The organism is Okeania sp. SIO2F5 (genome assembly GCF_010692685.1).
Taxonomy (GTDB): Bacteria; Cyanobacteriota; Cyanobacteriia; order Cyanobacteriales; family Microcoleaceae; genus Okeania; species Okeania hirsuta.
In genome coordinates this window covers 39,723-55,256 of sequence record NZ_JAAHGU010000026.1, presented here as the reverse complement: position 1 = coordinate 55,256, position 15,534 = coordinate 39,723, and the positions used below count along the sequence as shown (strand labels likewise).

Sequence of the window (15,534 nt, the reverse complement as noted above, 5' to 3'; positions counted from 1 at the left end):
TTAAACCTAGATAAATAGGAGATTTAGCATGGATAAACTCAAGCAATATTGGGTAGCTGAAGAGTTAGAGCGTGCTCTTGGCGATCCACAAAATCCAGACAGTACAATGTCTTTCAAGAGAGTAATTGAAATTGATGAGAGTGAAGAATTTCCACATCAGGAAATTGAATGGCTCTATAATTGGAAGCTACAACATCACTATATCCCTGTTAATTGTGGGGGGGAGTTTACTTCTTTTGAAGAGTTTTTGGCCTTTGTTAGAGTTTTGTGTAGACGCGACCAAACAATTGGAATTGCTTTTACTACCTTATTTTGGTCTTTTATTACCTGGATGGCAGGTACGGACGAACAAAAGCAAAAGTTAGCAACCTATATTAAAGATGAACATGGGGCAATGTGCCTTGGTTACTCAGAGAAGGAACATGGTGCTGACCTAATTGGTGGAGATTTGAACGCAACAAAAGTTCCTGGAGGTTATCTACTTAATGGGGAAAAGTGGCCGATAAATCGTGCAACTATTTCTGGAGTTTCTTATATATTAGCAAAGACAGACCAAGAGGATGGAGGAGCTAGAGGTCTGTCTTTATTTATGGTAGAAAAAAGCCGACTAGACCCAGCAAATTACTACAATTTACCAAAAATCCTTACCCACGGAATTCGTGCTTCTGATATGAGTGGGATAGGTTTTAAGGATTGCTTTGTTCCTGAAGATATGTTGATTAAGGGAGAAGGATCCGGTCTAGAAGTAGCTCTGAAAGGATTTCAAATTACCAGAACTTTATGTGCAGCTTTTTCTCTTGGAGCTGCTGACACAGCCTTAAGAACTACATTAAAATTTGCGATCAATCGAGTTGTTTACAACAAAAAAGTTTTAGATATTCCTCAACCTCGCAGAACTTTGACTGAAGCCTTTTTAGACATCTTAATTGGTGATTGTGAAACAATTGGAGCAGCGAGAGGATTTCATGTTGTTCCTGGACAATTTAGTGTCTGGGGTGCAGTGGTGAAATATTTTGTTACTACTCAGCTAGAAACGATGATTAATAATATTTCAGTGGTGTTAGGTTCTCGTTTTTATATGCGGGAAGAACATGACTGGGGAATGTTTCAAAAAGTGCTGAGAGATAACTCAATTATTAGTGTATTTGATGGTAGTACAGTTGTTAATTTGCATTCTCTAATTTTACAGTTTCGTCAGTTAACAAAACAACGTTCTAGACGGAATTATGCTAAGATGGAAGCAATTAAATCTCGTCTGGAAATAATCTTTTCCTTGGAGAAACAATTGCCTACTTTTGAACCAGAAAAACTGGAAATTGTAGGACGGGGATCTGATGATGCTTTACAAGGATTAGAAATTGCTTTAGAGCAGTTAAAAGCTTTAAAAACTGCTAACATAAATACTAAAGTTTTAGAGCAAATTACTACACTGAGTGAGTGTGTTATTGAAGAAGTAAACGCTCACGACCAACAAATTGCTAATTCAGCATTTGAGTTTGGTCACGACCAGTCACCAGAATTATTTGAAATAGCTAAAAAATACTGTGCTTTACACGCTGCTGCTGCGTGTTTGCATATGTGGATTTATAACCGCGAAATACTGGGTGAGTTTTTTGCAGGTGGTGAGTGGTTGGTACTATGTTTAAATCGTCTACTGCAACCTTTTGGGCATTCACGAAAAGTAGACCAATTATATTGGGAAAAAGTTACTCAAGAAATGCTCAAACTTGATAACGAAAATAAAATCTTTTCTATTGTTCCTTTTCAACTAGCACAAACTAAAAAACAGGAGAATAAAATAAATGCAAGTTCAGAACTCCAGCACGCTTAATACTGAAGCAAAAACAGAAAATTCCCCCTTAGAAATCTTACAAAAGTGGATTGCTGAAAAGTTAGCAGAACAATTGTCTGTTGACAAAAGTACTATCGAATTTACCGAACCTTTAACTCGTTATGGTTTGGACTCAATTGATGCAGTAACTCTAGTTGGTGAGCTGGAAGATGAACTAGAATTAGAGTTACCTTCTACTTTATTTTGGGATTATCCAACTATAGAAAAATCTGCTCAATATTTAGTTTCTGAATTTGATATTTCTGAGGCATTAGAAAATTTGGCAAGCTCTGAAGAAAAAACAGAAGAAGCGGAAGAAACGGCTGAAAAATCTGGTAAAGGTTGGGGTGGTTTTTGGAAGGGAGTAAGTGGTTCATAAAATAACTGAAGAACCCCCGGAGAAAATTCTTAGTTATGTGAGGATTTAGCTATGAGCAGTCAGCAGTTCCCTGCGGGATGCTACGCAAACAGCAATATAGCAGAGGGCAGAAGGCAGAAGGCAAAAGGAAAAATCTTACACCTGGTCTAAGTTTTAGACTCTTGAGCTGTTCTAACCTTTGCTTCAAGTGCTATAAGACCCTGCTTTTGAGGATAGGGTTTAAATTTAAATAGACTTAACGACTTTTGTAGTAAGATTTAATCCGGGCTGAATTAATACAGCTTTGAATGTTTACCAAAAGTAATAGCAGATAGCAGATAGCTGATGGCTCACGGCTGAATTTTTACTTAGTTATACTAATGATTTTTAGTATATATTAAGACTTGATCTTCATAAAATTAAAAATCTTAGTTACCAATAATAAAATTGCTTTTGGTAACTAAAAAATATTTCAATATTTCAGAGATTGACAAATACCTCATACCATAATTTATTGGGATAGGTTGCTATCAAGTATAGAGGAGGAAATAGTTAATTGAATTTTTCGGATTTTTCCTTCTGGTGGGTGCTGCTGATTTTTAGTGTGCCTTTCTTCACCATCCGCGCTCTAGGAAAAAGGTTAAACTTCTGGCAAGATTATTTTGATACCATTGGCTTGATGGTATTATCACTAACATTATTTTTAAATGCTAGTTTAAAAAGTTTTGCCGTATTTATATTTGAGGTGATTTTCAACTACATAATGGTGCGACTAATGTTGCAAAGGCGTGGTTGGGAGTCAAGGGCGATCGCTACATTTTTAATAGTATTTGATGTAGCAGTATTAGCATACTTTAAATATCTCACATTTTTTGTAGAAGATGTAGTAGGTTTAGTGGTAGGAATTCCGAATAATTGGCAACAAAGTTTTCCTTTACCTGTATATAAGACTATTCCACCAGGGATTTCTTTTTATACTTTTCAGATGGTGGCATTTGTTGTAGATTCTTTTACAGCGAAAAAGAAAAAGCCAATTAATTTCATAGATTACGTCAACTTTATCGCATTTTTTCCCCAAATTGTAGCAGGTCCAATCGAAAGACGCAAACAATTATTACCCCAGTTAGAATCTTTTAAATTCAAATTTACTGTAGAAAACTTTGAATTAGGTTTGCGATGGTTATCTCTAGGTTTATTTATGAAATTTGTTCTAGCAGATAACATTACTCCATATATAGACCTAGAGCAAGCAACAAATGCTTTGTTAGTTTGGTTTCATGCCTTTTTGTTTACTTTAAGAATATATTTTGACTTTGGTGGTTACAGCTTTATGGCTGTTGGTATCGCTAGATTTGTGGGAGTTAAACTAGAATTAAACTTTCTGGCACCCTACACTTCTGTCAGTATCCAAGAATTTTGGCGACGTTGGCACATTACTCTGAGTAACTGGTTTAGGGACTATGTTTTTATTCCTTTGATGGGTGCAAATAAACAATGGGCACCATTTTATTTATTTATAACATTTACTCTTTCAGGCTTTTGGCACGGGGCAGCCTGGAATTTTATTTTATGGGGAGCTTACCACGGAGCATTACTATTGGCAATCAGATATGCCGGGAGACCTTTTCAGAGGTTTGTGGGTAGATGGACTTCTAGAACTGATTTAGTTTCCTGGGCCTTGACGTTTATGTCCGTGACTCTAGGCTGTTTATTTTTTATGGAAACTAATATTAGTAGGTTGGGTACTAAGTTAGTAACTTTAGTTACACCTGGAGCTTATTCACTTTCAGGGGTGATCGATGCTTTTAGCTCTTATAGCATAAATGAGGCTTGGGCTTTAGTTTTTACTTTAGCTGTGGCGATCGGGGCATTATTTTTAGAACATTTGGCAGTTTGGCAGCAGCGAGATGAGTATGAGTTATTGCTATCTCCTTGGATATCTAGGGGTCTGCTAGGTTTAACTATTTTACTGGGGGCAACTATTCCTTCTGAATTTATTTACTTTGAGTTTTAATAGAACTCTGTTCAACAATTAATAATTAATAATTAATAATTACCTCTCCTTTAAAACGGATAGGATTGACTCAAAGGAAAATTTTTATTTTTATCCCCTTAAAAGAGAAGGGTTTGAACCACAAATTTTCGGTAAAAGTGTTAATTAAATCAATTTAAGATATCAAATCAATAATTTCATCTCCCTATTTCCAATACCCTATTCCCTGACTTCTGCAAGATGTCTAATGATTAGATTTAAAACATTTGTTCCGGAAGAATATTTTGGATTTACAAAAATTTTTGGGGCGTGAAATACAATGGTTAACAGATTAAATGCGATCATATTGATTTTAATTTGGAGTGTTGATGTATATCGGTTGAAGAAATATTTCAGTAAAACCAAACATGCGGTCGATGGAGGTTAAAACTAGCTCTACTATCATATTAAAACTTTGGGTTAGGTGTTAGGGTATGAAAACAATAGTGGCAAGGAGAATTCTGAATAGTAAAATTGGTTAGGTACTAATACATTTTGCTCTGACAAAAAGTTTTATATGACTTGATTCAAAAATATAATTATAGCAATGCGCTTTCAGGTACTTACAACTTAGAGTTATTAAGTGCAATCTAGAAAAGATGTACAAAAAATAATGCGTAAATATGCCAGAGTAAATTGCTATACCTGTAAAAATTTTGAAGTTAATTTAAAAAAAATTACCGAATAATTAAGATTTAAAGCCTCTCCTTTAAAGGAGAAAAAAGAAAAAAAATTATTTTGAGTTAATTCTCTTTTTTTCAAGGAGAGTTAATAATTAATAATTAATAATTAATTATTAATTATTAATTGTTGAAGGCTGCTTCCTGAAAATTTTCATATCGGGATTTGTCAGGAGTAATTTTTATAGAATAGGTAAAAAATCGGCGCTGGTAAATTAGGGTATGATATTAATCTTAATTATTTAGGAGTCAGGAGTCAGGAGTCAGGAGTCAGGAGGGAATAAAGAAAAAGAAATAAGGAATAGAAGGGGAAAGTTTTTTGTTCGCGCTCTTATCCGGACAAGATATCATACCTCTTTTCACCAACGCCAAAAATCAATAATTATCAATATTAAAAGCTGTGGAAACTGGAAAAATATCTGAAACAGTCGAAGGAAGTAATGTAGCTACAAAAATTTGTATTTTAGGCGGTGGCTTCGGCGGTCTTTATACAGCATTGTATTTACAAAGCTTTCGGGGATTTAAACATAAAAACTGTCAAATAATTTTAATAGATTCACAGGATCATATTGTGTTTACTCCCTTACTTTATGAGGTGATTACAGATGAACTTAAAACTTGGGAAATAGCTCCATCTTTTGATAAATTACTCAAAAATAAAGACATTCAGTTTTGCCAAGACACGGTTGAAGATATTGATTTAAAAACTAGTCAAGTTAAACTTTTAGAGGGAGGAAATTTGCCTTATGATTATTTAGTTATTGCTGTGGGTGTCACTAATGGAAAAATACCAAATGGTGCAGAAAATGTTTTGACATTCAGAACTTTAGCTGATACTCAACGCCTCGAACAAAAGTTACAAAGTTTGGAAAATTCTAGCCAAGAAAAAATTCTGGTAAGTATTGTAGGTGGGGGTCCGAGTGGGGTAGAGTTAGCAGGAAAAATAGCAGATAGATTAGGGAAAAGGGGAGAAATACGTCTGATAGAAAGAGGAAAGGAAATTCTGAAAAGTTTTACTCCTGCTACTCGGAAAAATGCTCAACGTGCTTTAGATAAAAGAAATGTTTTAATCAGTTTACAGACAGGTGTGAATGCTATTGAAACTGACAAAATCACTATTTTGCAAGCTGGAGAAACTGCTGTTATCCCCACCGATTTAATATTATGGACTGCGGGAACTCAAATGAGAGAGTTGGTGAAAAATTTGGATTGTTCTCATAATTCTAGAGGTCAACTTATTTGTGAGCCAACTTTACAGTTAGTGGACTATCCAGAAGTATTTGCATTAGGAGATGTTGCGGAGATTTCATATCCCAATAATCAACAACTTCCAGCAACAGCTCAAGTTGCTTATCAACAAGCAAGTCAAGCAGCCAAAAATTTATGGAAAACTTTAAATAATAAACGCCCAAGACCGTTTCATTATTTACATTTGGGAGAGATGATTACTTTGGGGATGAATACGGCAGCTATTTCTAGTTTTGGTATTAGTTTATCTGGCTCTTTTGCTGCTTTGGTTAGGTTAGGAGTTTATATTCAAAGATTACCTACTTTATCTCACAAATTTAAAGTTATTCGCCATAGATTACAAGTTTGGTGGCAACATTTATTTGGCAAATCAGCTAGTCACAAAAAATTGAGATAAATAGATAATTTATAATTTTAATACAGTCAATAACTATAGCATTTTCAAATGATATGATATGTCAAACAAGAATTAGTTATTTACTAATAGTAAAAAGTTCGGCAAACCTTCTTACCTGTTGCCTGTTGCCTGTTGCCTAAAAGCAACCATGTTTTTTACGCAACTCAAATGAAATTACTATAAATAATTAAAATGACAGTAAGTATGGAAAAGGAAAAAAATAATTTAGGTGCCACACTGGAAAAATTGTTTGGTTTAGATTTGCGATCACTTGCCCTATTTAGAATAGGGTTAGCGTTAATAATTATCACAGATTTAATTATCCGTGCTGGAGATTTAACAGCTCATTATAGTGATGCTGGAGTATTGCCTCGAACATTACTCAAGGAAATTTCAAGTCCTTTGTATTGGTCAATAAATTCAATTAGTGGTGCAGCTTTTGTACAGGGGTTAATTTTCTTATTTGCAGGATTAATAGCTATAGCTTTGTTAGTAGGATATCGAACTAGATTAGCAACTATTGCTATGTGGGCGTTTATTATTTCTATTCATAATAGAAATCCTACCCTGATTTTTGCTGGAGATGATGTATTAAGGGTGCTACTTTTTTGGTCAATGTTCTTACCATTGGGAGCAAACTATTCAATTGATAGTGCATTGAATTCATCAACAGAAAAATTACCGAAACGTATTTGTTCTGCTGCTACTTTTGCATTAATGGCACAAATGGTGCTTATTTACGCAGGTTCAGCAGCATATAAAACAAAAAGTGAATTATGGTGGCCTGATGGAGATGCTGTCTATTATTCTTTGAGTTTTGATGGGTATGCTACAACATTCGGGCAATTTTTACTAAGTTTTCCTCAGCCTATATTAAAGTTACTAACCTGGGCAGCTCTTTGGTTTGAATGGTTAGGACCTTGGATGATTTTTATTCCTTTTGGAATTACGTTTTTCCGTTCCTTTGCTGTTGTTTCATTTATTCTTTTACATATTACTTTTGGTTTGTGTTTTACTATAGGAATATTTCCTTTTTTAAGTATTGTTAGTTGGTTGGCTTTGATTCCTACACCAGTATGGGATAATTGGCAGGAAAAAATTAAGACAAATGAACGGCAAGGATTAAAGATTTATTATGATAAAGACTGTGGATTTTGTAAGAAAGTTGTTTATCTGCTACGCACTTTTTTGATTTTACCGGGAACGCCATTAACGACTTGTCAAACTGATGAATCTATCTATGCTGATATGCAGGATAAAAATTCTTGGGTAGTGGTAGACTGGCAAGAAAATCGACTTTTTAAATGGGAAGCTTTAGTTTATGTATTTAGTTTGTCTCCTATATTTAAACCTTTGGCTTTTGTGATGGGATTACCATCAATCATGCCAATTGGAACTAAATTTTATGAAACTATTGCCAATAATAGAAAATTTGCTGGCAACTTTACTAAACCTTTTCAATTTCGTCCTTTAAATATACGTCCTTATCGCGGATTAAATATCATTATATTTTTACTAATTATTTATACTTTTATTTGGAACGTTAAAAGTTTTGTCAAACAAACCTATCAAAGAAGAAAAGTACAAAAGCAAGATTTAATTACTAAGACTCACAAATTATTTCAACGTCGGATTGTACAAAGGTTAGATGTTTTTGGTAAGGTGACAAAATTAGATAAATCTTGGAGTATCTTTGCTCCTGCTCCACCTAGAGATGATGGTTGGCATGTTATTCCTGGTAAGTTGAAAAATGGTAAAGAAGTTGATGTTTTGTATAAAAAAGGAGAGCCTTTAAGTTGGGATAAACCAACTCTAAGAGAATTTAATAAATTGTATTCTAATATGCAGTGGCGGACTTATTTCCTAAATTTCAATCGAGCTATAGGTAAAAAACTTTATCCTTATTATGCAGACTATGTTTGTCGTGAATGGAATAAAAAGAATGAAGGTTCGGAAAAATTAGAAAGTTTCGATATTTTCTTTATGGATGAGAGAACTGTACCACCAGGGGAAACACAAACTGTGGAAAAGAAAAGTGTCATGCAAAAATCTTGTTCAGATGACCAAGAAAATAATTAGGGTTGATTAACTATTGTTGATTTGCTAATATTTATTCACATAAATTCATATACGTTGATATAGTTATACCGATATAGTTGCATAGATTGTGCTATAATCATGTGCAGACAGAGTAGTTTGTGGTGCAAAACCAGGCCACTATGTAACCGCTATCCTGATAAGTTACCCCTATCATGGTCAAGTAATTAAAACTTCTGCGAACGTCGATAACCAAGACGATGTAAGTGTTTAAAAAGCGTCTACAGGTTTTCTTGTAGACTTTGGGAGATACCCCCTCAGCAGGCTATCTTGCTGTGCATTGTTAACATTTGTTAGCAAAATCGTATCGGAGAAAGTGATTAGGTATCTTAATTCAGGGAAAACGCATCTAAATTCTGGAACCTTCTACCGTTAAGCTTTAGAAGAGTAATGAGTATAAATACTTAGAACCATTACATCCTTGCCCTACAAAAACTTCAAAAATAAGATGTGTTTGCCCTGGTATGTTATTTAACTCTTATATTTTTATCTTTGGTTTTTTACCTTTAACTCTGATTGTATTCTTTGCCTTAACCAAGTTTGGTTTAATTAAAGCTGCTAAGGTTTGGTTGACTGCTAGCTCTTTTGCTTTTTACGGTTATTGGAATGTTGCTTATTTGCCTCTGCTGATAATTTCTATTTTGTGGAATTATCAAATGGGTAAATTTATTGCTGAAGCTAAACCGGAAAGTAAGCGAGCAAATATTTTACTTTGGGTAGGTATAGCTCTTAATTTAGCAATAATTTCCTATTATAAATATGCGAACTTTTTCTTGGATACTGTTAATTCAGTAGTTTCTACAAATTTGAATGCTGGGCAAATTATTTTGCCTTTGGCAATTTCTTTTTATACTTTTACTCAGATAGCTTATTTAGTAGATGCTTATCGTGGGGAAACAAGAGAGACTAATTATGATTTACTTACTTATAGTTTCTTTGTGGTTTTCTTTCCCCAATTAATTGCCGGACCTATTTTACGCCATGATGAACTTATTCCTCAGTTTCGTCAATTGCGTAATTTTATTTTTTCCCAGAAAAATATGGCTTTGGGTTTAAGTATTTTTAGTCTGGGATTATGTAAAAAAGTATTGATAGCTGACACTATATCGCCTTGGGTTGTAGGAGCTTTGAATAATGCGTATGAGTTGAGTTTTATTGAAGCTTGGGTAGGAGCTTTAAGTTAAACCTTTCAGCTATATTTTGATTTCTCTGGTTATTCTGATATGGCGATAGGTTTGGGGTTGATGTTTAATATTAAATTACCGATTAATTTTAACTCTCCCTACAAGGCTACTTCTATTAGCGATTTTTGGCGACGCTGGCATATTACTCTATCGAATTTTCTGAGAGATTATTTATATATTCCCCTGGGTGGAAGTCGTCGTGGAGAAGTACGTCGTTATAGTAATCTTTTGACAACAATGCTGTTAGGTGGATTATGGCATGGTGCAGGTTGGACTTATGTGATTTGGGGAGGTTTGCATGGTGTTTATGTATCAATTAATCATTGGTGGCGAAAGTTAAATATTCCGATGCCGAAAGTATTGGCATGGGTAATTACTTTTGTTCCTGTTACTGTTTTAATGGGGTCATCTAAAACCAAACAAGGTTTAGATACTAATTATCCAGCTTTGAAAAATGAACAACCTGCTTATAATTTAGGACTAAATGCTATAAGTGCTTATGAATTACGACGTTATTTAGAACATATTTGACTTGGAGGCAAATTATGAGCATTAATAATCAACTTAGTTCTACTTACTCTAAAGCTTAATCTACCCAAAAATTAGAAAAAATTGTGGGAAATAAAAGAAAATATCTTAGATATAATTGGATATTTTTACTTTCAGTATTTCTCCGTGTAGTAGCTTTAGGAGTACTGAATGTTGTTATCGATCCTTATGATGTTTTTAATACTCCCAATTTCTTGGGAATAAATCATTCAAAACTTCGGAAAGATAATAGCGATCGCCTCTTTAAAGCAACTGATATTATTCGCATCAAACCTGTGACGATTTTGATAGGTTCATCTAGAACAAAACAAGGTTTAAACCCTAATCATCCAGGATTAGAAAAGGAGCAACCTGGTGATAATTTATGTTTGAACGGTCTGAATATTTATGAATTACGACGTTATATAGAACACGCGATCGCTAACCAGAAAGAATTAGATTTGATTATTCTTGGCTTAGATTTTTTCATGTTTAACACATTCTTAGAAAATCAACCAAGCTTTTCCGAAAATAGATTAGAAAAACGGCATATTTCCTTAGAAGATTTTGTCCACGTTACCTTTTCTTCAGATGCGCTTTCAGCAAGTAAAGAAACTATAGTTGATAGTCAAAAAAATCCACCAGATAATATTGCTTATGGAGAAAATGGATTTATGCCATATCGAAATCATGACCCAGAAAAAACTAAGTGGAGATTTAACAATAGTATCAATGTTTATTATAAACTTCATGCTAAATATCAATTACCTAATCAATTAACTGAGTTGAAAAAAATTTTAGATTTGTGTCAACAAAATCCAATCAAATTAATCTGATTTATTTCTCCCTCTCATGTAACTCAGTGGGAAGCAATTCGAGCAACAGGTGAATGGTCAATTTTTGAAGACTGGAAACGTAAATTTGTAGAAATTACTCCTGTATTTGATTTTTCTGGATACAACAGTATCACATCTGAATCTATCTATAATGATATGGAAAATTATACAGATAATTATCATTACACTAAAAAAGTAGGAGATTGAATTTTGAACCTAATTTTTGATTATAAATAGGAAGATGTTCCAGAGGATTTGGGAATTTTAATTAATTCAGAAAATGTTGAATCTCATTTAGTAAACATTCGTCAAGACCGTGAAGTTTTGGCAAAAAATAATCCCGATGAAGTACAGTTGGTCAAAGAAATTAAACAAAAATATGATGCCAAGCTAGCAGAAAAAATTAGATAAAAATTATATTGAGTATTTATATGAGTTAAAAAATACTTTTATTGGTAAATAAATATGAGTAACAATAATCAACTTGATTCTACATTCTCTCAAGCTTAATCTACCAAAAAATTAGAAAAGTTTTTGACTATAGACATATTTTTACTATATTTTCTAATGGAAGTAAAAGCCAAATAATAGAAATACTAAATTATATAAGTACCTGATAAAAATTAATTAATATTCGATATAAGGGGAATAGCATAAATTTGTTGTTGGTATAATCTGGATGGTCACGACTTTATATTTGCTTTTAATATGCCTTCAGAAGAAAAGAAAGTACAACTTTCCATAGTCGTTCCTTTTTATAACGAGGAGCCAAATATTGATTATTTGTTTGAACGGCTAATATCGGTGCTAAAGCCTCTAGAAATGACTTATGAAATAATATGTATTAATGATGGTAGTAAAGATAATACTCTAAAGTTATTAGTAGAATATCATCAACGCAATTCCTTAATTAAAGTAGTAAACTTTTCCCGTAACTTTGGTAAAGAAATTGCTATAACAGCAGGTATTGACTATACCGTAGGCGATGCAGTTATACCCATAGATGCCGATCTACAAGACCCACCAGAATTAATTGTGGAAATGATAGCCAAGTGGCGAGAAGGATATGATGTGGTCTACGCAACTAGGCGATCGCGCCAAGGAGAAAGTTGGATCAAAAAATTCACAGCCCAAAGATTCTATCGTACAATTCAAGGTTTGACCCCTGTAGAAATTCCGCCCGATACTGGCGACTTCAGGTTAATGGACCGAAAAGTTGTAGAAGCTCTCAAAAAGTTACCAGAAACTAACCGTTTTATGAAGGGTTTATTTTCCTGGGTAGGTTATCAACAAACTTCAATATTATATGACCGAGGTCTTCGTTTCAAAGGTGAAACAAAATGGAATTATTGGCAACTCTGGAATTTAGCAATTGAAGGTATCACTGCTTTTAGTTCAATACCTCTCAAAATTTGGAGCTATATTGGGATATCAATTTCTTTAATTTCATTTATTTATGCTAGCTTTTTAGTGATTCGGACTTTGATATTTGGAATTGATGTTCCTGGTTACGCTTCATTAATAGTAGCGATATTATTTTTAGGTGGAATGCAGTTATTATCTCTAGGAATTTTAGGTGAATATTTAGGTCGCGTTCATGAAGAAGTCAAGAGAAGACCTCTTTATTTAGTCAGAGAAAGTTATGGATTTGAAAATCAGATGACTAGGAGTGAATAATCTCAAAGTTTTTGTCATTAAATCAAGAATACTAAAGCAGTAATTTTGGGTCGGAGTAGAGATTTAATGTTCAATTTTAAAATTGGTATTTTTCTCCTGACAATTATTTGTATAATTGCCACGGGAATAACAGCTTATTTATTAGGTGGTTTACCTCCGGAACAAGTTCAAAGTTGGCTAGAACGAGCAGGTATTTGGGCGCCAATAATCTATATAGTTATTTATACAATAGCAACTATTTTAGTTTTACCTTCTACAGCACTTAATCTGGCTGGAGGCGCAATTTTTGGACCCTGGATAGGTACATTATGGACAAGTTTAGCAGCAATAATTGCTGCAATTATCGCATTTTATTATTCTCGTACTGTAGGTCGAGAATGGATTTCTCAAAAGTTGGCTGGAAGATGGCAAGCAATGGATGCTGAAATGCGTCAGGGAGGATTATTTTATATGTTTGCCATTCGTTTATTGCCAATCATTCCTTATGGTTTAGTAAATTTTGCTGCTGGTTTAACATCTGTTAGTTTTAAAGATTATCTATTAGGTACTATCTTGGGAACTTTACCTGGTGTTTTGCCTTTTGTAATGTTAGGAAGTTCTGGTTTAACAGCATTAAAAACAGGTGACATTTTGCCTTTAGTTGGAGCGTTAAGTCTCATCGCTATGTTAGTAGGAGGTGCAACTTGGTATCGTCGTCGTCGCAGTCTGCCAAAGAAAGTTATAGAAGAAATGAAAGATTCATCTTCATCAGATTTTTTTGATAATTAAATCTCTTTTGGTTAATATCCAAAAATAACCAAATAACAAAAATGAAAAGCAAGTTTAAATTAAGAGTTGATTCATCAAATTAGTTTCAACTCTTATGTTATGTCACCTATATCTTAAGAATTAATGCTCTGCTGAACCAGAACTCACTCAACTTATATATAGTAATGAAATTACCGCTCAACTAAACTTACTCAAACTTACTCAAAAACCTGAAAGCTTAGTTGAAGGCAACTGGATCGACCACCACAGGGTTAAACGGCAAACCCTTTATTCCTTGGTCCAAGAAATCAGGAATTACTTTTTTAATTATATTAAATTACTCATTCGCATCAGCATTTAATAATTTATTTTCCCTGGTTTTATACAACTCTCTTATTACTGTTTTTCCACTAAATTTCGGTTTTTTTTCTCCATCTTTTGGTGAATTATCCCCATCTAAACCTCGATTGAGATGTATAAGATTATTCTGTAATTATTACTTTTATTCCTCTTAATTTGGTTTTATATATTAACATTTCTATTAACCTATAATCAGGGATATTCACAAATTGTTGATTGTTCTTTTTACCTAATTTTATCTCTTGTTTCCAATTCTGATTCTGCCCAATAATTAAAATTCCTATTTCATGGTTTACCTAAGAATTAATAATTAATAATTAATTATTAAATAATTCGCGCCTTGAAGCCGACCCTTTTAAGGGGAAAAAAGCGGTCGTTAGTGCCGCTTCCCGTAGGGTGGGATGGCGTTTGCTACCGCAAAGCTTTCCGTTCCGGAATGCTACCGCAAACGCTAACAGCGGAGCGGCTCTGTCACTCTTCGGGTCTCCTCGCCATATCCAATCGACCAACAGAAGAAATAATATTCAATTCCGTAACGGTTTTAACCAGAGGTAATTATCCATTATCAATTATCAATTAATGAAACACCAATCTATTACTCTTTTACTTACTGTATGGAGATAATTTTCTACTGGACAATTTCCTTTGTGAGTTAATTTTTTTAACCGATGATAATGACATTTGTTCTGGTTAGTTTTTAATTGATATTTTCAACAATTAATAATTAATAATTACCTCTTATTTTCAAGGAGAGGATTGACTAATCATGAAAATTTTGATTTATTATCACCTTAAAAGTGGAGGCTTTAAACCACAATTTTTCGGTAAACAAGAGCGTCGTTTATTATAAAATTTATTAATGGCTTTTAATGGTCTGCCTTTAATCAAAAGAGGTAAAATTACTGTTTGATTTGTCGTTACAGCTATTAAATTATTTACTCCTAAATATACTCCTGCTATTTGTTGATTATTTGTTGTTTACTCCGATTTTTCATAGACTATTTCTATTATATAAAAGCTAATTTTGGGGATAATTCTTGCCTCTATTATTTCTGTCTGTGAAGTGGGAATTTTTATTTCACTCATCGGCAGATGAAAAATTCCTTTTTTTAATGCTTTTTTGTAAATTGGGTAGTGCAGAGCGCAAAGTGTGGGATAAGTAATTAAGTCATTCCAGTTCCAAGGAGCGATCACTAAACCTGCCCTTTGTGCTGATGTATTTTCAAATGCGACTATGAACCCAAATCTAATTGAAATAGGCGATATGCCTGACGCCACGCTCCGCGAACGCCAATCTCACGATTATCATGGATATACAACTGAACAAACTTACTAATTTTAGTTTTATAGCTATAATTATGAGTAATTTTGAGAGACTTTAGAGGTTGTTTGTAAAGAATTATGAAGTGTTTTTACCCCTCGCAAATTGGGTATTTCAGCCTATAAATCTGGGATAAATAACCAATTTATTACAGTTTAAAGGTCAATCATTGTATATTACAAAACTTTACAAACAGTCCCTTAGACAAGTTTTCGCTTTCTGTATTTACCCCTAGAGT

Annotated in this window: 10 protein-coding genes and 1 pseudogene; 10 read left to right on the top strand and 1 reads right to left on the bottom strand. The window is 33.6% G+C overall.

Going from position 1 to position 15,534, the window contains the following annotated elements; translation table 11 throughout:
* Positions 1 to 28 precede the first annotated feature (28 nt).
* From F6K27_RS12120 to F6K27_RS12075, 10 genes and pseudogenes are all read left to right on the top strand, one after another.
* Entirely contained in the window at positions 29 to 1,831 is a 1,803-nt protein-coding gene (locus tag F6K27_RS12120; protein ID WP_287276376.1) for an acyl-CoA dehydrogenase, read from the top strand.
* Positions 1,803 to 2,210, top strand: coding sequence for an acyl carrier protein (locus tag F6K27_RS12115; protein WP_124143982.1), 408 nt, complete (start codon positions 1,803 to 1,805; stop codon positions 2,208 to 2,210). The genes F6K27_RS12120 and F6K27_RS12115 overlap by 29 nt, the downstream gene beginning before the upstream one ends.
* Positions 2,211 to 2,745: 535 nt before the next feature.
* Positions 2,746 to 4,203 (top strand): MBOAT family protein, encoded by a 1,458-nt coding sequence (locus F6K27_RS12110; protein ID WP_124143983.1) that lies wholly within the window; start codon positions 2,746 to 2,748, stop codon positions 4,201 to 4,203.
* Between the two features lie 1,098 nt (positions 4,204 to 5,301).
* Entirely contained in the window at positions 5,302 to 6,546 is a 1,245-nt protein-coding gene (locus tag F6K27_RS12105) for an NAD(P)/FAD-dependent oxidoreductase (protein ID WP_124143984.1), read from the top strand.
* Positions 6,547 to 6,738: 192 nt separating this feature from the next.
* Positions 6,739 to 8,625: an HTTM domain-containing protein gene (locus F6K27_RS12100; protein WP_287276374.1), complete on the top strand. Its 1,887-nt coding sequence runs from the start codon at positions 6,739 to 6,741 to the stop codon at positions 8,623 to 8,625.
* Positions 8,626 to 9,107: 482 nt separating this feature from the next.
* Positions 9,108 to 10,358: pseudogene (locus tag F6K27_RS12095) on the top strand (MBOAT family O-acyltransferase).
* Positions 10,359 to 10,441: 83 nt separating this feature from the next.
* Complete coding sequence (locus F6K27_RS12090) at positions 10,442 to 11,191, top strand: hypothetical protein (RefSeq protein ID WP_287276373.1); 750 nt, start codon at positions 10,442 to 10,444, stop codon at positions 11,189 to 11,191.
* 255 nt (positions 11,192 to 11,446) lie between these two features.
* Positions 11,447 to 11,602 carry a hypothetical protein gene (locus F6K27_RS12085; RefSeq protein WP_287276372.1) on the top strand — a complete coding sequence of 52 codons (156 nt, stop codon included), beginning with the start codon at positions 11,447 to 11,449 and terminating at the stop codon, positions 11,600 to 11,602.
* Positions 11,603 to 11,899: 297 nt separating this feature from the next.
* Complete coding sequence (locus F6K27_RS12080; RefSeq protein ID WP_287276370.1) at positions 11,900 to 12,868, top strand: glycosyltransferase family 2 protein; 969 nt, start codon at positions 11,900 to 11,902, stop codon at positions 12,866 to 12,868.
* Positions 12,869 to 12,934: 66 nt separating this feature from the next.
* Positions 12,935 to 13,636, top strand: a complete 702-nt coding sequence (locus tag F6K27_RS12075; RefSeq protein ID WP_287276369.1) for a TVP38/TMEM64 family protein — start codon at positions 12,935 to 12,937, stop codon at positions 13,634 to 13,636.
* Between the two features lie 1,317 nt (positions 13,637 to 14,953).
* On the opposite strand, the gene F6K27_RS34350 is transcribed toward F6K27_RS12075, so the two are convergent.
* Positions 14,954 to 15,253 (bottom strand): hypothetical protein, encoded by a 300-nt coding sequence (locus tag F6K27_RS34350; RefSeq protein ID WP_375339678.1) that lies wholly within the window; start codon positions 15,251 to 15,253, stop codon positions 14,954 to 14,956.
* Between the last annotated feature and the right edge of the window lie 281 nt (positions 15,254 to 15,534).

Bases quoted from the DNA above. Each gene is read 5' to 3' on its own strand.
- F6K27_RS12120 (WP_287276376.1), top strand. From the start codon at position 29: ATGGATAAACTCAAGCAATATTGGGTAGCTGAAGAGTTAGAGCGTGCT.
- F6K27_RS12115 (WP_124143982.1), top strand. From the start codon at position 1,803: ATGCAAGTTCAGAACTCCAGCACGCTTAATACTGAAGCAAAAACAGAA.
- F6K27_RS12100 (WP_287276374.1), top strand. From the start codon at position 6,739: ATGACAGTAAGTATGGAAAAGGAAAAAAATAATTTAGGTGCCACACTG.
- F6K27_RS12080 (WP_287276370.1), top strand. From the start codon at position 11,900: ATGCCTTCAGAAGAAAAGAAAGTACAACTTTCCATAGTCGTTCCTTTT.
- F6K27_RS12075 (WP_287276369.1), top strand. From the start codon at position 12,935: ATGTTCAATTTTAAAATTGGTATTTTTCTCCTGACAATTATTTGTATA.